Here is a 21,251-nt window from a genome sequence, read left to right on the forward strand (position 1 = left end):
GCCCTGCTTATCCCCTTCAACTGCAAACCCGCAGCTAATACAAAGTCACAAATACTGCTATAAATAATATTGAATTGCGAATCGTTCTCGTTTAGTCTGTGCGCCTTTGTTGTTGCTTTGAGGCTGTTATGTTGTCCTTACCATCTCCTTCGTTACTGGCTGTTGCTGTTATTGCTGCTTTACATTCAATTCCGTCTTATGCCCAGCTGTCAGATCAAGAAGGTTCTGATACACAGCAAGCGGATAAAGAACTGGAAGTGATAGAGGTCAAAGGCCGCGCTCAGACTTTATACCGTGCTTCTCAAAGCAGTGTAGGCACAAGAACAGATACAGATTTAGAGCTGGTACCACAAAATATTCAGGTATTACCGGAAGCGTTGATCCGTGATCAGGCCGCCCGTCAGGTCACTGATCTGTACCGTAGCATGAGTGGCGTCAGTGCTTTTAGTTACTCAGGTGTGACCTTTCGTGGTTTCCGTCAGGACGAAATTTTATATGATGGCGTAAGAGGCGATCCATTTAATGGGTTTGCTGTACCTCAGTTGTTTAACGTGCAGGAAGTACAGTTACTTAAAGGCAGCAGCGGCGCTTTGTACGGCAGCAGCGCTCCTGGTGGCCTAATTAACTATGTGACTAAAAAACCACAACGTACCGCGAAAAATCAGCTGGAATTAGGTTTAGGCAATGATGATTACTGGCAGGGTTCACTGGAGTTGAGTGGTCCACTGAACGAGCAGCAAGCCTATCGTTTTGGTTATTACCGCGACTCTGAGCAGCCGTTTCGCTGGAATACCAAAGTTGAAAACGAAATTCTGGATCTTGGGTATCTGATTGATCTGACCGATAGCACTAGCTTGACGCTACAATACAACACTCTGACGCAGGATTATCAGGGGGCCCGTTTACGCGGTGTGCCTACAGATGATCAGGGTAATTTCCTTGGCGACAGAGCCTGGAACCATAACGAAGCGACAGATTTCCAGTCGTTAGAGGCTGACGTTTGGCAGGTGCGGGCTGACCATGAATTTAACAGCAACTGGCGCACCGATTTAACCTGGCGTCATTACGATAATACCGAACTGCAGAACTACCATGAACCTTTCTGTAGCTTCGACACAGATGGTGATGGTGTGGTGGATTATTGCCGCCGTCAGTTCAGGGACCAGCGCCGCGAAAATACCGCAGACAGCGTGACCTGGAACAACATAGTAGAGTTCAGCACTGCGGGTTTGAATCACCAGTTGTTAATTGGTGCTGATACCATGACGCAGGACTCGTACTTTTTAGGCCGCAACGTAGCGCCAATCGAGCAGGGCGGTAAGGCCTTAGGTATTAGTTTAATCAACCCTGTGTATGGCCTGACCTCAGCTGCGGATTATGATATCGACAGCATCAAATCTACGCCGACCGATACCACTGCTGTGCGGCAGGGTTTTTATCTGCAGGATCAGTTAGATTTAACCTCAAGCTGGAATCTGTTGCTGGGTGTGCGCTGGGATAGTTTTGAAGATAAAAACAATATGGCCTCGTCCAAAGTGGATGGTAACGACAGCTCCTGGCGTGTCGGTTCTACTTATCAGTTGACTGATTGGGTGCGTTTGTATGCACTGAAAGGCACAGGCTTCAGCCCGCAGGCAAGTGCGTCTCAGGTGCCTGAAGTGGGTGGTCCTTTTGAAGCTGAGCAATCCAGTATTATCGAAGCGGGCGCGCGTTTTTCTTTGCTTAATGATGCAATCCGCCTGAATGTGGCTACTTATGAAATGATCAGAAATAACATACTGCAGGCGGACCCTCGTGGTGATGTCGGTGGGGATGGTCGTGACGATCAAATCGCTTTGGGCGAAGTCAAAAGTAAAGGCGTGGAAGTGGATCTGCTGGGTGACTTAACCGACTCCTGGGTGCTGAATGTTAACTACGCCTATAACGATACCCGTATTGTTGAAAGTACCAGCGCCATTACCAATGCGGTGGGAGACAAGTTTGCCAATGCGCCACAACATCAGGTCGGGATATGGAGTCGTTACGAGCTGGACAGCATCAACTCAGCTATAGCAGCAGGTATGGATTATGTCAGCGATCAGTTAAGTATTGATGGTCAGCATGTGGAATCCTACACCGTCTTCGATATGAGCTGGCAAACCCGCTGGCAGCAGTGGATGTTTCAGGCCAATGTGAAAAATCTGTTTGATAAAACTTATGCCACTGCTGGTTTTATTGAGCGTACCGGCCATTTTCCAGGTGAGCCACGCCGCTTAATAGTCACAGCAAGTTATCAGTTCTAAGCTGGCTATGAACGGCAGAAGTTGGTTTAAGTTACATTCCTTTGCAGGTTTTGCTTTTGGCCTGCTGATGTTGCTGGTCTGTCTGACCGGCACTTTGGCCGTGGTCAGTCATGAAATTCAGTATCTGTCGCATCAAAAATACAGGGCCTTGTCTGAACGACAGGGACCTGTGCCCTGGCAGGTGCTGGAGCAGAATTTAGCCAAAGCTTATCCCGACTATCAGATCAGCAATCTCAACGTGCCGGAACAATGGTATTTGGCGGGCGCCGTAAGTTTAAATGCAGGCTCGGAATTTAAATTTGTTTATTTTGATCCCGCTTCCGGAGCTTTAACAGGCGAAGGTCAGTGGGGCACCGTATCGCGGTTTTTACGTAATATTCATATGTACCTGTCGCTGGGTTCTACCGGCAAAATCATAGTCACCAGTTTAAGTTTTTTGCTGCTGATTATTTTAATCAGCAGTTTTTATGTGTACCGGCAGTGGTGGCGTAAAGGTTTTCAGCTGCCTTCCGGTGCTAAAGCCTCCAGCCGTACTTTTTGGTCAGACTGGCATAAATGGACAGGCGTCTGGTGCTGGGGTTTTATTCTGCTGATGTTTCTGACAGGGCTTTGGTACTTTACCGAACACTTTTTACTGAAGTTTAAAGTGGATCATTACCCAAAAGCGCCGAAGCTGGAGCAGGCCATCACACATAAAGCTTTGTCTGTAACCGAATTAATGCAAGCTGCGCAAAAGGCCAGACCTGAACTGGATATCAGAGCGCTGAATTATCCGCTGTCTGACAAAGCGCCTGTGGTGGTGACTGGGCAGGATGATACGCTGCTGGTGCGCGACAGAGCCAACCGCATTTACCTGCATCCGGTGACGGCGCAAGTGCTGAAGATCCAAAAAGGCGGCGATTTAAAACCTGTGGCTTATATCTCAGATATGGCTGACCCGCTGCATTTTGGTAACTTTGCCGGGCTTGGCGTTAAGCTGCTGTATTTTGTGTTTGGGCTGGGGTTTACCTTTTTAGTGGCTGGTGGGCTTTGGATGCACTGGCTGCGCACCAAAAGGCAACAACCCCAATTAATTCGCTGGTTAGGCTGGACTGGTGCTGTTTCGTCTGTGTTAGTGGTCACAGCCTTAGTGGTGACTTCAGTGCAGTTTTCACAACGTGAAGTCGAAAACTTACCTTTATCACCATTGCTGGGCTCTCTGGCACATAATTGAAAACGACAGCACGCAAAATTAAAACGGCAGCTTAGGCTGCCGTTTTTAGTGCTTTTCAATACTGATTTGATTCTATTTTAATGACGGAAATGACGCACACCTGTAAAGATCATCGTCATGCCATGCTCGTCTGCAGCAGCTATCACTTCTGCATCTCGCATAGAGCCACTAGGCTGGATCACGGCTTTGATACCTGCAGCAGCGGTTGAGCTGCAGTCATTAGCTGATATTAAGAGATATTGATGGTTCAGACTAATAACTGAGCTTGTGGAATATACTTGTAAGTGGCTATTTTGTTTTTTATTTAATCAAATTGTTTCTTTTGTATTCATGTGTTGGTTTTGATGTAAGAAATTTATTGTTTTACCTTAGATGTCTATAGTATCTTTTTTAGGGGCAAATTGATTTGCCTTGTTAACTTTGTTAATTTTATTGATATTCTATTTGGAAGTAGATTTGAATGAAAAACATACTAATTACTTTGTCGCTCACTTTCTGTTATTTTTCCCCAAATGTGTTAGCTAATGATTTGTATGAAACTTGTAACAGTTGTACTGCTCCACTTCAGTATTACCAAAAAATGCAGGACGCAGCCGCACAGCAAGTGACTACAGATGGTTATAAAGGTAAAGTTGTCGTTGCTAATTTTAAGCAAGGCATTGCTTATGCTTGGGATGTAAACGCATATTATAAGTGGTCATCTCAAACTGTTGATCCCTCTATAGAGTTTCGAGCGTCAGTTTCACTAGTACCTACAGATATTCAAAATTTGGTGACTGAGATATCTCAGCATCAAATTATGCGAATGGCATCCAGCGTAGTGCATGTCGATGTTAATTCTGGTTTTACCAGTGCATGGGAAATCGCCCGCAATCCTAGCAGCAGGGATAAGTTAGAACAATGGTTCCATGATGCTTATCCTATTAGATACTGGGTAACAAACCTGGGATCGAGCGCTGGCGGAATTCGTTATGACTTTCTTAGTGGCACAGAATACATTTTTAAGTTTGCGGATGGCAGTAAAATAACAATGACTGCGCCGTCTGCACAATCTGCTAGTTTGAAATTTAGCTACAAAGCAGGTAGTGCACAAGATCTTTGGGGCAACACTATCTTTGATGCTGGATACGTTATTAATGGTACATATCATTTTCCAAATAACTATGAACTTCAGAATTTCCTGGATAAAGCTGCTCAATATGGTATCGGAATCAGAGTCGGTGGAGCTATCCCTCGTATTCACATCACTGAAATTCCGACTTCACCGAAATAAGGAGTGACATATGTTAGAAGCTCTTCGGAATGGAGATATTCATCCAGCCCATTTTTTTGGGGGATTATATTTTGTTTTTATCTTTGTATCCTGCCTGGTGATTAATCTTGTGATGGCAAAGACAAAAGGCTACAGCTGGAAAATGGCAGTTATTCTTGCCTTTGTTCCATTTTTCGATATAGTTTTTTCGTTAATCTATTTAGGTTTGCCGAAAAAAGAGAAAGAGTAACTAGTTATCTGACTGTAATGTCAGCAGGATCTTTGAAGTAGAGAAAAGGCGGGAACCAGTCCCGCCTTCATTATTTTCAGGGCTTTTGTTTAGTGACGGAAATGACGCACGCCAGTAAAGATCATCGTCATGCCATGCTCGTCTGCAGCAGCTATCACTTCTGCATCTCGCATAGAGCCACCAGGCTGGATCACGGCTTTGATACCTGCAGCAGCGGCGGCATCAATACCATCGCGGAACGGGAAAAATGCATCGGATGCCATGACGGAGCCTTTGACTTCGAGGTTCTCATCAGCCGCTTTAATACCGGCGATCTTCGCACTATAAACGCGGCTCATTTGGCCTGCACCGACGCCAATAGTCATGCTGTCTTTGGCATAAACAATAGCGTTGGATTTCACATATTTGGCCACTTTCCAGCAGAACAATAAGTCGCGTAATTCATCTGCGGTAGGCTGACGTTTGGAGACGACTTTTAAATCATCCAGACCAACCATTTTCTGGTCACGGTCTTGTACTAACACGCCACCGTTAACCCGTTTGATATCAAAACCAGTGGTTTTGCTGTCCCACTCGCCACAGACTAATAAACGCACATTGGGTTTGCCTGATACCACAGCAGCAGCCTGAGCTGTAGCGCTTGGCGCAATAATGACTTCAACAAACTGACGGCTGACAATAGCTTCAGCAGTTTTAGCATCTAATTCGCGGTTAAAGGCGATAATGCCACCAAAAGCAGAAGTAGGGTCTGTTTTGTATGCGCGCTCATAAGCGGCCAGAATGTCGTCGCCTATAGCTACACCACAAGGGTTAGCGTGTTTAACGATAACACAGGCTGGCTCGTCGAATTCTTTCACACACTCTAAAGCGGCGTCAGTGTCGGCGATATTGTTGTACGACAGCTCTTTGCCTTGCAACTGAGTGGCGCTGGCAACTGAAGCTTCCTGAATGCTGTTTTCGACATAAAAAGCTGCGCTCTGGTGACTGTTTTCACCGTAACGTAAGTCTTGTTTTTTTACAAACTGAGCATTAAAAGTGCGTGGGAATTTGCTTGGTTTAGCGTCTTCGTCACCGTCAGCGGCAAGCCCATAAGCAGGTAACATGGTTCCGAAGTAGTTGGCAATCATACCGTCGTACTGAGCTGTATGCTCAAAAGCGCTGATGGCTAAACTAAAACGGGTGGCATGAGTAGTGGAACCAGCGTTGGCAGCCATCTCCGCTAATACTTTGTTGTAATCTGCTGCGTTGACCACAATAGTCACATCGTTATGGTTTTTCGCCGCAGCGCGCACCATAGTTGGGCCGCCGATATCGATATTTTCGATGGCGTCTTCTAAAGTACAACCTGCTTTGGCCACCGTATTAGCGAACGGATACAGATTCACCACCACTAAGTCGATAGGATTAATATTGTTGGCAGCCATTACAGCTTCATCCAGGCCACGGCGGGCCAGAATGCCACCATGTACTTTGGGATGCAGCGTTTTGACACGGCCGTCCATAATTTCCGGGTGACCTGTGTAATCAGACACTTCAGTCACTGCTATACCCTGGTCTGCCAATAACTTGGCTGTGCCACCTGTGGATAAAAGTTCCACTCCCTGGGCGGCTAAAGCACGGGCAAATTCAACTATACCGGTTTTATCAGACACGCTTAACAAGGCGCGACGGATTGGACGAGCTGCGTTCATTGGATCATTCTCCGCTGTAATGGTTAATTCGGACCAGCACTGCTGTGGTTCACAGCCTTCTGATAACACAAAGCTAGGACATAAGCATAGAGAAAAAAGGCTTTGTTGTATCGCCGGGATCAGCTGGTGAAATCCCTGATTTACTTAACCCGCTACTGCAGGCTTTCGCTAAGTATTTGGCGTTGCAGTGAGGCGGCAAGTGCGGAAGACCCCAGAAGCATAGTCCACTATGCGACTGGGGCGAGCGCACGCAGCCAACGAAGCTGCAGCGTCAAAGACGACGCGAAAAAACAAAAAAGCACCCGAAGGTGCTTTTGCTGCGGGACTCCTCCCGCGGGGGCATTAACTCATGCCGTATTGTTTCAGCTTCTTACGCAGAGTACCGCGGTTGATGCCCATCAGGTTGGCAGCGCGGGTCTGGTTGCCGCGAGTGTATTTCATCACTTCTTCTAATAACGGCTTTTCTAATTCGGACAACACTAATTCGTACAGGTCGTTGACGTCCTGACCATTTAGTTGTTGTAAGTAGTTCGCCACCGCTTTTTGTACCGCGTTGCTTAAAGGCTGCGGTTTTTCTTGCGTTTGAACATGGGCGTTGGTGATAAATGGCGAAGTCACGTTTTGATTAAACATTGCCTAGTCTCTTTTACGTTAGGTTGCTGCTAGTAATTGCTCGAAATACACACTCAAGGTATCCAACTGCTGTTGAGCTTGTTCGATACCATTAAATTCACTGCGAAACATGCCTTCGCTGTCATGCTCTGCCAGGTACCAACCCACATGTTTGCGGGCAATACGTGGGCCAAGCACTTCACCATATAACTGGTGTAAGCCACGGACATGCTCCAGCAAAATATCCCTCACCTCGCTTGTTGAAGGCGAAGCCAGATGTTCACCAGTTTGCAGATAGTGCACCACTTCACGGAAAATCCAGGGTCTGCCCTGAGCGGCCCGGCCAATCATGACCGCGTCTGCTCCGGTATAGTCCAATACAAATCTGGCTTTTTCCGGCGTGGTGATATCGCCATTGGCAATCACCGGGATAGACACATTTTGTTTAATAGCGCGGATAGTGTCGTACTCCGCCTCTCCTTTATACATACAAGCTTTGGTTCGGCCATGAACCGCTAAAGCCACAATGCCGTTGTCCTGCGCTATTTGCGCTATCTGTACGCCATTTTTATGTTCGATGTCCCAGCCAGTACGGATTTTTAAGGTCACAGGTACTGATACTGCCTGAACGACGGCCTGAATAATCTGCTGCACTAAATCCGGATACTGTAACAGTGCCGAACCCGCCAGCTTTTTATTCACCTTTTTTGCCGGACATCCCATATTGATGTCGATGATTTGGGCGCCATGTTCAACATTAAACACAGCAGCTTCAGCCATCTGATCTGGATCTGAACCGGCAATTTGCACCGATCGAAGACCAGATTCATTTTGGTGAGTCATACGATTTAGCGATTTTTCACTTTGCCAGACCAAAGGATTGCTCGACATCATTTCTGATACAGCTAAACCTGCACCAAAACGACGGCAAAGCTCACGAAAAGTGTAATCCGTCACTCCAGCCATAGGAGCGCAAATTACGTTGTTCGTTAATTGATATGGACCTATGCGCACCGCTAAAACCAAGGCTCTACCCTAAAGGGGCGCTAAGTTTACGGATTTTTACCAACAATGCAAAGGTTATTATTTAAACAAAAGTATAAATTTATAGGGGGTTGTTGGGTTGACAATCGCTAAACGTCTGAAAACTAGACTTTCTGAAATGCAAAACCCAATAAAATCGGGGGAAGGACTTATAGATAATTGTACAGCTGCTGTTTTTATCACCAAAACAGGACAAAAAGCAGCTTATAAAAGAAGTCAATGCTTTTCGTCGGCTAAGTTTGTTGGCCCATCCTCTGTCGTGTAAGATAAAGATCTGATCTTTAAAGGAGAACCTTGAATGAAAAAATGGATACTTACCTTATGCTTAGGTGCAATCAGTAGTTTGGCTCTGGCTGAAGTTATAGTCACAGATGCGACAGTTCGGGAAATACTGCCTGGCCGTAACATGACTGCAGGTTATTTTAGTATCAGTAACAAAAATAACGTAGCGGCAGAACTTACTGGGGCTAGTAGCCCTCTGTTTGGTTCTATTGAGCTGCATCGTACCAGCTTTAAAGACGGAATGATGAGTATGCAGCAGGTCGAATCTGTTGTGATAAAAGCGGGTGATCAAATACATTTTCTGCCGGGCGGTTTGCATCTGATGATGTTTGATGTCAAAGGTAGTATTAAACGAGGTCAACAGATCCCGTTACGTTTCACTTTTAAAGATGGTCAATCCATCGAGGTTCAGGCTTCGGTCAGCGCAATTGCAAGCCATTAGGAGTTATAAATGAACAGATTCAGGATTATAAGTTTAGCCGTGCTGTTCGTTTTTATTTTGGGTTATGGCACCGCCTGGTGGGCCAGTAGTGAACCTGAATTGTTTGATGTAAAAGATTTATCGGCCGAACTTAGCCCGGAACATAAGCAAACCGTGGGCTACACCACTACCAGTGCGCTGATCAAAGTGCTGGACACTCTGCTAACGAAAAATGCTGGCTTTATCAGTAACGACGTGGCGCCACCTTTCTCCTTGTTGGACAATATGCCGGCCTGGGAGTTGGGGGCTTTGGAGATGTCCCGTGATTTAGCTCTGGCGCTTCGCAAAGATTTAAGTCGCTCTCAGTCGCAGTCTATTGAAAATCAATACTTAAAACTGGCCCAGCCTATGCTCAATATTGATCATCGCAGCTGGGCTGTACCTGCCGCTGAATCTGAGTATCAGCAGGCTATCACGCAATTAGCTTTGTACCGGGCCGCACTATTAGATCCTGCCAAAACCGATAGTCAGTTTTACACCAGAGCAGATAATCTGCGTGATTGGCTCAAAAACGTGGAAAAACGGCTTGGTAGTTATAGTCAGCGTTTGAGTGTCAGCGTAGGGCAGGACAGGTTAAACACAGATTTGGCGGGTGATAAAAATGCCAGACAGTCGACACTGACTGCTGAATCCAACAGAATTAAAACCAGTTGGTGGAGCATAGATGATGAGTTTTATGAAGCACGTGGTGCGTGCTGGGCTTTGTTACATCTATTAAAAGCGATAGAATTGGATTTCGCCGACGTGTTAACCAACAAAAACGCGATGATTAGCTTACGCCAGATTGTTCGTGAACTGGAAGCTACCCAACAGCCCGTCTGGAGTCCTATGATCCTGAACGGTCGGGGTTTTGGTTTTATGGCAAACCACAGTCTGGTGATGGCGAATTATATCTCCAGAGCCAATGCAGCTCTGTTGGATTTAACTGAATTATTAGCGCAAGGATAAAGCATGAAAAAGTCTGTATTAAGTATGGTAGCTCTGGCTGTGTTGGCTGGTCCTGCAGCTATGGCTGATACCATTGGTGGTGTGTATCTTGGTGCTGATCTGCATTTTGCCGATGCCAAAGGTAGTTTTGGTCAGACAGGCAACCAGCAAAACTTTGAATTCGATGATAAAAATTTAAGCAGCTTTTATATCAAGCTTGAACATCCGGTTCCTTTGCTACCGAATATTAAACTGCAGCGTAATAGCTTAACGTCTGATGGCACAACCACTTTAAATCGTACTTTTGAGTTTGATAATCAGGTTTTTGCTGTGGGCACCGATGTGGCTCAGGATCTGGATTTATCCAATATTGACGCTACTTTTTATTACGAAATTTTGGACAATGATCTGGTCAGCCTGGATCTCGGTGTGACAGCTAAGTATATCGACGGTGATATCACTGTCGCCAGTCAGGGACAAAGCGCGACTCAGGATTTGTCTGCGGTGATCCCTATGGGCTATCTGTATGGTAGTTTTGGTTTATTAGGTACTGGCACAAAGGTGTTTGCTGAAGTGAATTACGTCAGCTACGACGGCAGTACCTTGTCTGATATGCAGTTTGGTGTTGCTTATGAATTGATCGATTCATTGGCTGTTGATCTGGCGTTAAAAGCTGGAGTCAAAAAGACCAAACTGGAACTGGACGATATAGATAACCTGGATGCAGATTTAACCTTCGATGGTGCGTTCATTTCCGCGGAACTGCATTTCTAAACCACAGCCAATCCCGCCCCCAGCGCAGAATTTTGTTGTTCTGCTTTGAGGGGCAGCTTATAGTGCAGTTCAGGGATTTCAGGGTTCAATTGACATGACGTTAAAAGCTAAACTGGGTTTGGTATTTGGCTCTCTGGCCCTGATCGTTATCTGTCTTTATACCTCTGCAAAGCTGCAATTACGTCATGAAACTATGGTCAGAGTTCAGGCTGAACAGCAATTGCTGATGAGTTTGTCTTTGATGGTTGAACCCTTTTTAGCACAGAACAAAATAGAGCAAGTCAAAGGCCATCTGCTGGCCACCAGCTTTTCCAGTACTTTACCTATCAAAGCTATTTTAGTGTATCAGGCTGATGGCAACTTGTTTGCCGCGACCCAATTTCCGCGTGAGCTGTTTAATTTTAGTCCAACCCGTGATTTAACCGGACAAAAAGCCTTACAAGATGGTTCTACTCTGTTGTGGTCCACTGTGATGGTGACTCCTGCCAGTATGAGTTATTTCGACAGCGATAAAGTCGCAGCTGAGGGCAGTACCTTGGGCTATGTCGCTATCCAGATCTCGCCCTTGCGTTTATCTCAGCTATGGTGGTGGCAAAGCTTTTTGTGGGGCACAGTGTTAGTCATCATTCTTGCTTTAGCTGTGTTATTGCAGCGCCGTATTTTTTACCATCAGCATTTACGTTGGCAGGCATTTTTGAGACAAATCCGGACTTTAGTTTCTTCTCAGGAGCTTAACGATAAAAAGCTTACAGAGTTTGACTCTGCCGAACTGACATTGTTGTTTCGCTCACTGTATACGCAGCAACAGCAGCTCCAACAGCAATTGCAATTACAACATCAGCTTGAACAAAAGCAAGAACAAAACAAACAAATGGAATGTGAGCAACGGGAGCTGAACTATCAACAACAGTTAATGACTCTTGCCAATGAATTAAACAGCAGCCAATGCCAATTACAACAATGGCAACAACTTTGTGTTTTAGGTCATGCCGGGAAAACGGAGCAGCAGGCTCAACTGCTGAAGTGGCTGCAGACTCAGGATATGCTGGATAAGCTTGAATTGCAGCAGGAAACTGTCTGGTTTCCTGCATGGCTGGCTACGCAGGTGGCAGTATGGCAGCAAGAACTGCAACTTGATAAATTGAATTTTGTTCTGGTGGAGGACCCTGCACTGAGTGTATCTGAAGTGCAGTTTTATACCCGACACACTGCTGAGTTATTGAAACAAATCCTGAGCCTTGTGTTACAGGATGTGCAACAAAACGAATTGAGTCTGCATATCAACCTGCAGACATTTTCCGACAATAAACTGTTGCTGCAGTTTGATCACTCAGGCCAGAGCAAAGCGATTCGACAGGTGATTTCAACAACAGAATCTGCTGCAGTAGTGCAGCAACTCTGCCACAGATCACTGACACGGCTTGGCGCTAAATTGTCCGTATCTGCTTTGGAAGACTTAGGTTGTTCAGTACGCCTTGAATTGTCCTTAATTGCAGTAAAAAGTACAGAGCTTCCTATGTATCAAACTGCAGTCTATCTGGACACTAACCCTCTGCGGGCTGCCGTTTTAAAACAAAGTGTTTATTCAGTTGCGGAACAAGTCATTTATATCCAACAATGGTCACAACTTCAGCCTGAGTTACAACATCGACTCGTTGATTTAGTGCTGGTGCAACTGCCTTCTCCTGATACTGCAGACTCGCTTCGAAGTGAATTACATGCCCTTGCAGCTCGTACTCCGTTATTGGCATTTTGTGACTTTGCCCAGTTGAATGACTGGAAACAGATCTTAAATTGTCCTGTAATGGCCAACCCTATGTTGTCAGCAGATATCCGGCAGCATATTGCCCGCAAGCCTGTAGAACCGCAGTTGAGACTACTGGTGGTGGATGATAACAAAACTAATCTGGCTTTTGTCAAAGCCATCCTGAGTCAGCAACAGTTAGAAGTTGATACCGCAGAGACTGGAGCTGATGCGGTCCGGCTTGCTAAAAGTGGCCGATATCAGTTGATCCTGATGGATATTCAGTTACCGGATATGTCAGGCATTTTGGCGACTCACCTGATCAGGCAATTACCACAACATCAGAATACGGTGATCATGGCATTTACCGCCCATGCTTTACCGGAGGAAATTCAGCAGTTTCATCAGGCTGGAATGAATGATGTGGTAATCAAGCCTTTAGATGCTCACAAAGTGGCAGACTTGATCCGACGCTGTCAGCAACTCAGCCCTCAAAATCCAATACCGGGTTAAACAGTTGCTTTACCGCTTGCAGATAAGCCGGATTAGCCTGGCTGTTCAGCAAAGGTAAGAGCTCTGCTCCTACAGGAGTAAATTTGTAGTATTGCAGTACCACTCCTGAATGCCTGGCTTTGCAGGTCAGCTGGTGCTGATGATATTGCAACTGCAAAGGTTGAGCCGGGATCAATTCACCGCTTTCAATTTCAATCTGATGCAACAGATTGAGGTCAATCAAGCTTAGGATCTGAGGATAAGTCAGCCCGAACTGGCTCAGGTTCAGCACAGCTCTGCTACGACCTGTCAGCACTTGCCAGATAGAAGGTTTGCGGACATAACCAAAATAAATATGACCACTGTCCTGTAGTCTGACTCTACAGGTCAGACTTGCTGCTTTTTGTAAGGCTAAGGCTTCTTTGTAACTCATACGTTGTAATAAAAATAAGGTTTTTAGCGAAAAGCTGCCGGGTTGACCAATTTCTCCAGCCAGTATCTTGGCCCATAGCTGTTGCATGGTTTGGTTAGAAATATTCAGCACGAGGTCACAGTATTGCTGAAACCAATCCGGGTCGACCTCCATCTCTGCGACGTAGTCCGGACAAAAATCCAAAGCCAAGGCCATGATCTTCTCTAAATTGGACTGCTGTCGTTCTTTATTCATGCGCTCACGTCGTTCAGCACGTTGTGATAGAGTCGGGCCTTTAAAGCCAGTCTCGATAGAGACAGGAGCTCCGGATCGCTGTGACAGACTCTGATGACGTTGATTAAAGTCGCCTGCCTGAACCTGACTGACCGTCTCTGTATCTGCCGCGCTGCTTTTTGCTGCGAATTCCTGACCTAACTGGCTGCGAGCTAATTGCAATAAACGTTGATGACCACGACCAGCAGAGATTTTCTGCATCAGTACACCTCAGATGAAGACAGTTTCTAGTGTTTATTTTTCACAATAGCGCAAAAACCAGGTGACGACTTCAAAAGAAGTTTGTGAATGTGTTAAATCAATGATTTATAATGGTTTTAATAAAATGAATTGCTTTTTCTGCCTGAGAGTATAGTGTAGAACAACTGGATTAAAAGCTTACCAAGGATTGTTGTGGGATTGGGTTCTGATTGTTAGAGCTAATACAGGGTTTAGACTTGTATTTATGCAATAGAACCTTGATATGTTTTTAAAAAAGTCCCTTACAGCTGATGTAAAAAAGGTCGGAACATGGTGTCAAAAGCAGCAGATGATGATTTTCTGTTCCTCGCAGAAGACGAAATAAATTCGGAAGCAGAAACCCAATCCAGCGGTGAGTGGCACCTGTTGATTGTGGATGATGACGAAGAAATTCATACAGTCACTAAGCTGGCTTTATCTGACTTATTGGTTTTGGACCGTAAGTTGGTGTTTCATCATGCGTTTTCCGGTAAAGAAGCACTGAAGTTTCTGGCACAACATCCTTACATCGCCGTTATTTTACTTGATGTCGTGATGGAGTCTGACGACGCAGGTCTCAAGGTTGTGCAGCAAATCCGCGATGAATTAAAGATGGACGAGGTACGGATAGTTCTGCGTACCGGCCAGCCAGGTTATGCCCCGGAAGAGAGTGTCATCAAAGAATATGACATCAACGACTATAAAACCAAAACTGAGCTGACCCGCAATAAGCTGGTTACCGCTATTATTTCGTCCATTCGCAGCTATCAGCAAATCCGTACTATTAATCAAAACCGTATCGGCTTACAGAAAATTATCAATGCCGGCGCTAATTTGCTTGAACAGCATTCTTTGCATGAATTCTCTGAAGGAGTGGTAACTCAGATTTCTTCATTAATAGGTTTGCATGCAGAAGGGGTGCTCTGTGCGCAGATTGAGGATGACGGCAGTAGCAGTGATAATATTTACGTGTTGGGTGCGGCAGGGCACTATGCGCCCTACATCAAATGCAAACTGGAACGACTGAACAACCACAGAATTATTCAGCAAATTACCACCTGCCTTGAAGAAAGACGCCACATTTTTACCGAAAAAGATACCGTATTGTATTTAGGCAATACGGAACATGCGGCTGCTGTTTATATCGAAACCAACAGGCCGGTGGAAGATTTTGATCGCCAGTTGATCGAAGTGTTTTTGAGTAATATCTCCATTGGCTATGAAAACGTCACGTTGTTTCAGCAATTAAAACACGCTGCTTATATTGATCCTTTAACTAAAACACCAAACCGTAACGAGTTCACCGCTTTGTTGCAGGAAACCCGTCGTCTGGATCCTGATCGTAATGTTGCAGTACTGATTGATATTGATCATTTTTCTGATGTGAACGATGGTTTAGGCCAGGAAACGGGCAATGAGCTGCTGATCGCTATCACACACCGACTGGTTGCTCAATTTGGCGAAATCGCCCAGATAGGCCGTATTGGTGCAGATGTATTTGGCTTAATAGGGCCTGAGCAGGCGCTGACTCCAGAGTCGTTGTCTGGTATTTTTGAAATGCCATTTCAGTGTTCCGAACATTCGCTACAGGTCAATGCCAGCTTCGGATTTTGCCGGTTACGTGACAGCGCCATGCATGGCCTGACTATTCTGAAACATGTGTATATAGCGCTGAACAGAGCAAAAAAGCATCTGGCACAAAACTATGAATATTTTAGTGCCAAGATGGAAGAACAGATGGTCGACCGGCTGGTCATGCTCAGAAGCCTGAGATCGGATTTCCAGAGAGACAAACTTCAGTTGTGGTATCAGCCACAAATTTGTTTAAAAACTGGCCATGTGTTGGGGATGGAGGCGTTATTACGCTGGCCTCATTCCGAAGGATGTTTTGTCTCACCTTCTGTTTTTATTCCATTGGCAGAGTACTCTGGCCTTATCATTGAAATAGGTGACTGGGTGCTGCAGCAAGCCTGTAAACAATTGCAAAGTTTAAAAGCGCAAGGCTTTCCCAAGTTACGTATAGCAGTGAATGTGTCTATGCCACAGTTCCGTAATCATCGATTTGTGCAGTCTGTTATTGATTGTGTTGAGCGTTATCAGGTGGACCCGGCGTTGCTGGAGCTGGAAATTACCGAGTCTGTGGTGATGGATGATCCACAAATTGTGATTGCAGCTTTAAACAAGCTAAAAACATTTGGTATTAAAGTCGCGATTGATGATTTTGGTATAGGCTTTTCATCCCTGAGTTATTTACAGCAGTTGCCTTTAGACAGGATTAAAATTGATCGTGCTTTTATTCAGGATTTTGCCCGGCCCAACGGTACTTTAATTGCGGAAACTATCGTGGATCTTGGACAAAAGCTTGGCTTAGCTACTATAGCTGAAGGCATAGAAACTCAGGCGCAGGAAGATGCAGTGCGTGCTATGGGCTGTCAGGAAGTACAGGGCTTTATGTATGCTAAACCTATGACTGCTGCAGATTTAGTGAAGTTTTTATCTAAAAGTTGAAAATTAAGGGCAGAGTAAAATTAAACAACAAAGCTTAATTTTACTCTGCCCTTAATTCGTTTTAGCGACTGGCAATCAAAGCTAGCTGTTCGCCCATCTGATGCAAGTCTTTGCTGTTTTGTTGGCTTTGAGTGGTGTGTGTGGCGATATCCCGCATGTATGTCACCATAGTTTTAGTTAAATGCTGCTGCTCATCTGTCGCCGAGGCTATTTCCTGATTCATTGCACAAATTTGCGCTATGCTGCCGGTGATTTCCTGCAAAGACAATCCCGCCTGATTGGCAGACTGCACACTTAAATCCGCTTGTTCACTGCTTAACTTCATTTTTTGCACGGCGTCACGGGCAGCGCTTTGCAACTGCTCGATGGTGCGCTGAATTTGTTCAGTGGATTTTTGCGTACGGGATGCCAGAGTACGTACTTCATCTGCCACAACCGCAAAACCACGGCCTTGTTCACCAGCTCTTGCTGCTTCAATAGCGGCGTTCAGCGCCAGTAAATTAGTTTGTTCCGCTATACCTTTAATCACTTCAAGCACGGCGCCAACCTGATTACTGTCTTGTTCCAACTGAGCAATAGTGGCTGATGCCTGCTGTAAATTTTGTGCCAGTTGCTCGATATTCTGCACTGTGCTGAATACAGTTTGCTGACCTTGTTTCGTAATATGATTGGAGTGGTTCGCTGCATCAGCCGCCATATTGGCGCTTTGCACTTCATCTAATACACTTTGGTTCATCGACTCCACCATAGTCAGAGTCTCACCCACAATCTGTTGCTGTTGTCCCAGATGCTTTTGTTCGTTTTTAGCCATATGGCGTATAGCTATGACCAGTTGCTGCAATTGCTCAGTCTGAGTTGAAGTGTCGTGTTGTTGCTGTTGTAGCGTGCCAAGCCACTGGTTAAATTGTTCACGAGCTCGAGTCAGCTCCGAAGCACCAGTAGCGCTTAACCGTAAGCTTAAGTCTTTTTCCTGCACACAGCGCTTGATTAGCGTCTGTTGTTCCGTCACGTAGTTTTGGTAATTGTTGACAGCAGACTGAAGCAATACCCAGTTCAGTAGCAGCACTGCAGTGATGAGGAACACAGACCATAACCAGTGCTGTCCTGCGAACAAGGTAGCCAATAACACCATAGTTGTGAGCGTGATTACACTTGACAGCATAATTTGGGTTCGCGCAGACCCGAATTCAAACAAAACCATAACCTTACCCCTGACTCACTTCAATCTTTCTGCTGAAGTAGAATTTATTATTGTAATAATGAAAATTGGCCGATAAAACTAAACCAAATCTGCTGCTGAAAATAACAGATATTTACCGAAGTTTTTATCAGATTTTGCGTTTTTTTGAGAAAAAAGTACTGGGTGTAAACAAAGATACTGGCAGGGCGGATATTACTGAATAAAGTGCTGGATTGAAGGGATTCAGTGGATAAAAAAACGGCACTTTACAGTGCCGTTTTCAGTCGCAGATGTTACTTCTGCTGAGCGCGTTCAAAAGAGCTGACGATTTCAGCCCTGGCTTCAGCTTTGTCGCCCCAACCAATGACTTTGACCCATTTACCTGGCTCTAACTCTTTGTAACGTTCAAAGAAATGCTGGATTTGGTTTTTCAGCAGTTCTGGCACGTCGTTCAGATCCTGAATGTTGTCATAAATTTTAGTCAGTTTGCTGATAGGCACAGCTAAAACTTTAGCGTCTTCACCAGCTTCGTCTGCCATTTTTAATACAGCAACTGGACGGCATTTGATCACTGCACCTGGTACCAGTGGGTATGGTGTTGGTACTAATACGTCAACCGGGTCACCGTCTAATGACAGAGTGTGGTTCACAAAACCATAGTTGCACGGGTAAAACATTGGTGTTGACATAAAACGGTCAACCCAGACTGTACCTGTGTCTTTGTCTACTTCGTATTTGATTGGATCGGCATTCGCCGGAATTTCAATGATGACATTAATTTCATCTGGCAGATTTTTACCTGCGGCAACCTGACTTAAGCTCATAATGCTTCCTTTATGCTGAATTTTGGTGCTGTATTATAACAGCGGCCGTAAATATGGCTATAGCCGTTGTACTTGAAGCTGCAGCTTTGTTGCCTGCGCGCTTTCGCCCCAATCACATAGTGGCCTATGTTCATGGGGTCTCACTCTCTTGCCATCGCGCTGCAACTGCAATTACTTAGGCTAACAAGCCGTTGTACTTGAAGCTGCAGCTTTTACCAGGCCTATGCCTGATGATACTGCAGGCAGCTTTCCACTTCGTGCTTTGAGCCTAAAATTACAGGGACACGCTGGTGAATGTCTACGGGCTGGATTTCCATAATACGTTCATAGCCTGTGGTACTGGTGCCGCCTGCCTGTTCGACCAGAAAGCTCATTGGATTGGCTTCGTACATCAGGCGCAGTTTGTCTGGTTTGCTTGGATCTTTCAGATCCCGTGGATAAGCAAAAATACCACCACGGCATAATATTCTGTGGACGTCACCGACCATAGCTGCTATCCAACGCATATTAAAATTCTTACCGCGGGGGCCTTCTTTGCCTTTGAGCAGGTCGGCAATGTAGCTCTGCATAGCAGGCTGCCAGTAGCGTTGGTTCGACATATTAATAGCAAATTCAGCGGTGACACCGGGAATAGTGACCTGCTCTGTGGTGAGCAGGAAACCGCCATAGGTTTTATCCAACGTATACATTTTGGTGCCTTTACCTGTGGTCAAAGCCATCAGGGTTGAAGGGCCATACAAAATGTAACCCGCTGCAATCTGGGCAGTACCAGGTTGCAGGAAAATAGCAGGATCAGCAGGGTCTGCGCCTTTAGGGGCCGGCAGAATTGAAAAAATAGTGCCAATTAAGCTATTGATATCTGTGTTGGACGAACCATCCAGTGGGTCGAAGGTGACCAGATATCTGCCTTCAGGGTTACCTGCCACAGTACTTTCTTCTTCTTCAGAAGAAATGGCCATCACAGAACCTGTTTCAAGGATCAGATCTTTCAGCAGCTCATTGGAGATAACATCGAGTTTCTTCTGAGTTTCGCCCTGAACATTTTCATTCAAAGTGGAACCCAATACATCGGAGAGTTCACCCTGACCGACCCGAAATGAAATTTCTTTGCAGGCAGCTACGATACTTTTAATCAGATCTATCAGTTCTGCATCTGCGCCATCTAGACGCAGGGCCGGAGCCAATCGACGCATAACACCATCCTTTTTTTGTGTAGGTAGAGGAAGCTCTGGCCGCAGTATGAATTTTGATTAGAGGCTGTCGGCCACAGCAGCTGCCATTTTAATCAAGTTCGGGCTAAATTGCAGGTTTCTCACTGTTTTATTTCAGCTGTTCTTCAGAGTCCTTTGCTAGAATGGCTTCAAAATCCAAAATGGACCGGCTAAGGATCGAGTATGCATATTCATATTTTAGGTATTTGTGGCACTTTTATGGGCGGTATTGCCGCTATTGCAAAAAGTCTTGGGCATAAAGTGACAGGCTCTGATGCCAATGTGTACCCACCTATGAGCACTCAGCTGGAACAATTGGGTATAGAACTGACTCAGGGTTATGATCCTAAGCAACTGCAACCTGCCCCTGATCTGGTGATTATTGGTAATGCCATGTCGCGTGGTAATCCTGCAGTGGAGTACACACTGGATCAGAATATTCCCTATAATTCTGGCCCGCAGTGGTTGGCGGAGCAGGTTCTGCATCAGCGCTGGGTGCTTGCTGTATCTGGTACTCATGGTAAAACCACGACCAGCAGCATGTTGGCTTGGGTGCTGGAGTATGCAGGTCTAAAACCTGGCTTTTTGATTGGTGGTATTCCGCAGAACTTTGACAGCTCAGCCCGTTTAGGCGACTCGCCGTTTTTTGTGATTGAAGCGGATGAATACGACACAGCCTTTTTTGATAAACGTTCTAAGTTTGTGCATTACAGACCCCGGACTTTGGTCATCAATAACCTAGAATATGATCACGCTGATATTTTCCCGGATTTAGCTGCTATTCAGCGTCAGTTCCATCATTTGCTGCGTATGGTGCCGTCGACTGGTCTGGTGTTAAGCCCGGCCAAGGTTGAAGCTGTGGATCAAACCCTCGCTATGGGCTGCTGGAGCGAACAACAGCGTTATGGCACAGACTGGACTGTGGAGTTAAAACAGCCGGATGGCAGCGTATTTGAGCTATTTTATCAAAGTGTTTCGCAAGGCACCTTAGGTTGGGATTTATGTGGTAACCATAATGTCGAAAACGCTGTGATGGCGATAGCGGCTGCCCGTCATGTCGGAGTGCCTGTGGCAGTCTCTATTGAAGCTTTAACGCAGTTTGTGGCGCCAAAACGCCGGATGGAACTTAAAGGTACAGTCAACGATATTGCTGTGTATGACGATTTCGCCCATCACCCAACCGCTATTGAAACCACTTTGGCGGGTTTAAGAGCTCGTGTCGGGGGTGCAAAAATCTGGGCAGTGCTGGAGCCGAGATCCAATACCATGCGAATGGGCGTACACAAATCTGCTATCGCTGATTCGCTGCATGATGCCAATGAAGTGCTGCTGTTTGAACCTGCAAATTCTGGCTGGTCCCTGGCTGCTGTGGCAGAACAGATGCCGGGCAGAGCACAAGTGTTTCAATCAGTTGAATTAATAGTGGCGGCTTTGGTTGAAAAAGCGTCCGCAGGGGATCATATAGTCATTATGAGCAATGGCGGTTTTGGTGGTATACATCAAAAATTACTCGACGCCCTTACAGCACATTAAGTCTGCAGATTGAATAGCTGCCACCA

At 45.6% G+C, this 21,251-nt stretch carries 17 protein-coding genes; 10 read left to right on the top strand and 7 right to left on the bottom strand.

Going from position 1 to position 21,251, the window contains the following annotated elements; translation table 11 throughout:
• Window positions 1-128: 128 nt before the first annotated feature.
• The 4 genes from WH43_RS16040 (at window position 129) to WH43_RS16055 (ending at window position 4,997) form a co-directional block, all read left to right on the top strand.
• Window positions 129-2,282, top strand: a complete 2,154-nt coding sequence (locus WH43_RS16040; RefSeq protein WP_082335830.1) for a TonB-dependent siderophore receptor — start codon at window positions 129-131, stop codon at window positions 2,280-2,282.
• A gap of 7 nt (window positions 2,283-2,289) precedes the next feature.
• The gene (locus WH43_RS16045) at window positions 2,290-3,495 is read left to right on the top strand and encodes a PepSY-associated TM helix domain-containing protein (RefSeq protein ID WP_053425606.1); all 1,206 of its coding nucleotides are present in this window, start codon (window positions 2,290-2,292) and stop codon (window positions 3,493-3,495) included.
• A 460-nt stretch (window positions 3,496-3,955) separates the two neighbouring features.
• Window positions 3,956-4,768, top strand: a complete 813-nt coding sequence (locus WH43_RS16050) for a hypothetical protein (protein ID WP_053425607.1) — start codon at window positions 3,956-3,958, stop codon at window positions 4,766-4,768.
• 10 nt (window positions 4,769-4,778) lie between these two features.
• A complete protein-coding gene (locus tag WH43_RS16055) occupies window positions 4,779-4,997 on the top strand; it encodes a hypothetical protein (protein ID WP_053425608.1) in 219 nt (72 codons plus the stop codon).
• An 89-nt stretch (window positions 4,998-5,086) separates the two neighbouring features.
• Here the strand turns inward: WH43_RS16055 and purH are convergent, their stop codons facing one another.
• The 3 genes from purH to dusB form a co-directional block, all read right to left on the bottom strand.
• Entirely contained in the window at window positions 5,087-6,688 is a 1,602-nt protein-coding gene (gene purH / locus WH43_RS16060) for a bifunctional phosphoribosylaminoimidazolecarboxamide formyltransferase/IMP cyclohydrolase (protein ID WP_053425690.1), read from the bottom strand.
• A 342-nt stretch (window positions 6,689-7,030) separates the two neighbouring features.
• Window positions 7,031-7,321, bottom strand: coding sequence for a DNA-binding transcriptional regulator Fis (gene fis / locus WH43_RS16065; RefSeq protein WP_008897208.1), 291 nt, complete (start codon window positions 7,319-7,321; stop codon window positions 7,031-7,033).
• Window positions 7,322-7,339: 18 nt separating this feature from the next.
• Window positions 7,340-8,326 (bottom strand): tRNA dihydrouridine synthase DusB, encoded by a 987-nt coding sequence (gene dusB / locus WH43_RS16070; RefSeq protein ID WP_502694049.1) that lies wholly within the window; start codon window positions 8,324-8,326, stop codon window positions 7,340-7,342.
• 316 nt (window positions 8,327-8,642) lie between these two features.
• On the opposite strand from dusB, the gene WH43_RS16075 reads away from it, so the two are divergent.
• The 4 genes from WH43_RS16075 to WH43_RS16090 all read left to right on the top strand — a co-directional run bounded on the left by WH43_RS16075 (window position 8,643) and on the right by WH43_RS16090 (window position 13,065).
• A complete protein-coding gene (locus tag WH43_RS16075) occupies window positions 8,643-9,068 on the top strand; it encodes a copper chaperone PCu(A)C (protein WP_053425610.1) in 426 nt (141 codons plus the stop codon).
• 9 nt (window positions 9,069-9,077) lie between these two features.
• Window positions 9,078-10,055, top strand: a complete 978-nt coding sequence (locus tag WH43_RS16080) for a DUF2333 family protein (protein ID WP_053425611.1) — start codon at window positions 9,078-9,080, stop codon at window positions 10,053-10,055.
• A 3-nt stretch (window positions 10,056-10,058) separates the two neighbouring features.
• Window positions 10,059-10,808: a TIGR04219 family outer membrane beta-barrel protein gene (locus tag WH43_RS16085; protein WP_053425612.1), complete on the top strand. Its 750-nt coding sequence runs from the start codon at window positions 10,059-10,061 to the stop codon at window positions 10,806-10,808.
• Window positions 10,809-10,902: 94 nt separating this feature from the next.
• Complete coding sequence (locus WH43_RS16090; protein ID WP_053425613.1) at window positions 10,903-13,065, top strand: response regulator; 2,163 nt, start codon at window positions 10,903-10,905, stop codon at window positions 13,063-13,065.
• Here WH43_RS16090 and WH43_RS16095 read toward each other — a convergent pair.
• Window positions 13,037-13,951, bottom strand: coding sequence for a TIGR03899 family protein (locus WH43_RS16095; protein WP_053425614.1), 915 nt, complete (start codon window positions 13,949-13,951; stop codon window positions 13,037-13,039). The genes WH43_RS16090 and WH43_RS16095 overlap by 29 nt on opposite strands.
• A gap of 309 nt (window positions 13,952-14,260) precedes the next feature.
• Between WH43_RS16095 and WH43_RS16100 the strand changes: the two genes are divergently transcribed.
• Entirely contained in the window at window positions 14,261-16,477 is a 2,217-nt protein-coding gene (locus WH43_RS16100) for a two-component system response regulator (protein ID WP_053425615.1), read from the top strand.
• A 61-nt stretch (window positions 16,478-16,538) separates the two neighbouring features.
• On the opposite strand, the gene WH43_RS16105 is transcribed toward WH43_RS16100, so the two are convergent.
• From WH43_RS16105 to WH43_RS16115, 3 genes are all read right to left on the bottom strand, one after another.
• Entirely contained in the window at window positions 16,539-17,639 is a 1,101-nt protein-coding gene (locus tag WH43_RS16105; RefSeq protein ID WP_286049850.1) for a methyl-accepting chemotaxis protein, read from the bottom strand.
• A 311-nt stretch (window positions 17,640-17,950) separates the two neighbouring features.
• Window positions 17,951-18,481, bottom strand: coding sequence for an inorganic diphosphatase (gene ppa / locus WH43_RS16110; protein ID WP_053425617.1), 531 nt, complete (start codon window positions 18,479-18,481; stop codon window positions 17,951-17,953).
• 221 nt (window positions 18,482-18,702) lie between these two features.
• A complete protein-coding gene (locus WH43_RS16115) occupies window positions 18,703-19,674 on the bottom strand; it encodes a class 1 fructose-bisphosphatase (protein ID WP_053425618.1) in 972 nt (323 codons plus the stop codon).
• A 201-nt stretch (window positions 19,675-19,875) separates the two neighbouring features.
• Between WH43_RS16115 and mpl the strand changes: the two genes are divergently transcribed.
• Window positions 19,876-21,225, top strand: coding sequence for a UDP-N-acetylmuramate:L-alanyl-gamma-D-glutamyl-meso-diaminopimelate ligase (gene mpl / locus WH43_RS16120; RefSeq protein WP_053425619.1), 1,350 nt, complete (start codon window positions 19,876-19,878; stop codon window positions 21,223-21,225).
• Window positions 21,226-21,251 lie beyond the last annotated feature (26 nt).

This window comes from Rheinheimera sp. KL1 (assembly GCF_001275035.1).
Taxonomy (GTDB): Bacteria; Pseudomonadota; Gammaproteobacteria; order Enterobacterales; family Alteromonadaceae; genus Pararheinheimera; species Pararheinheimera tangshanensis.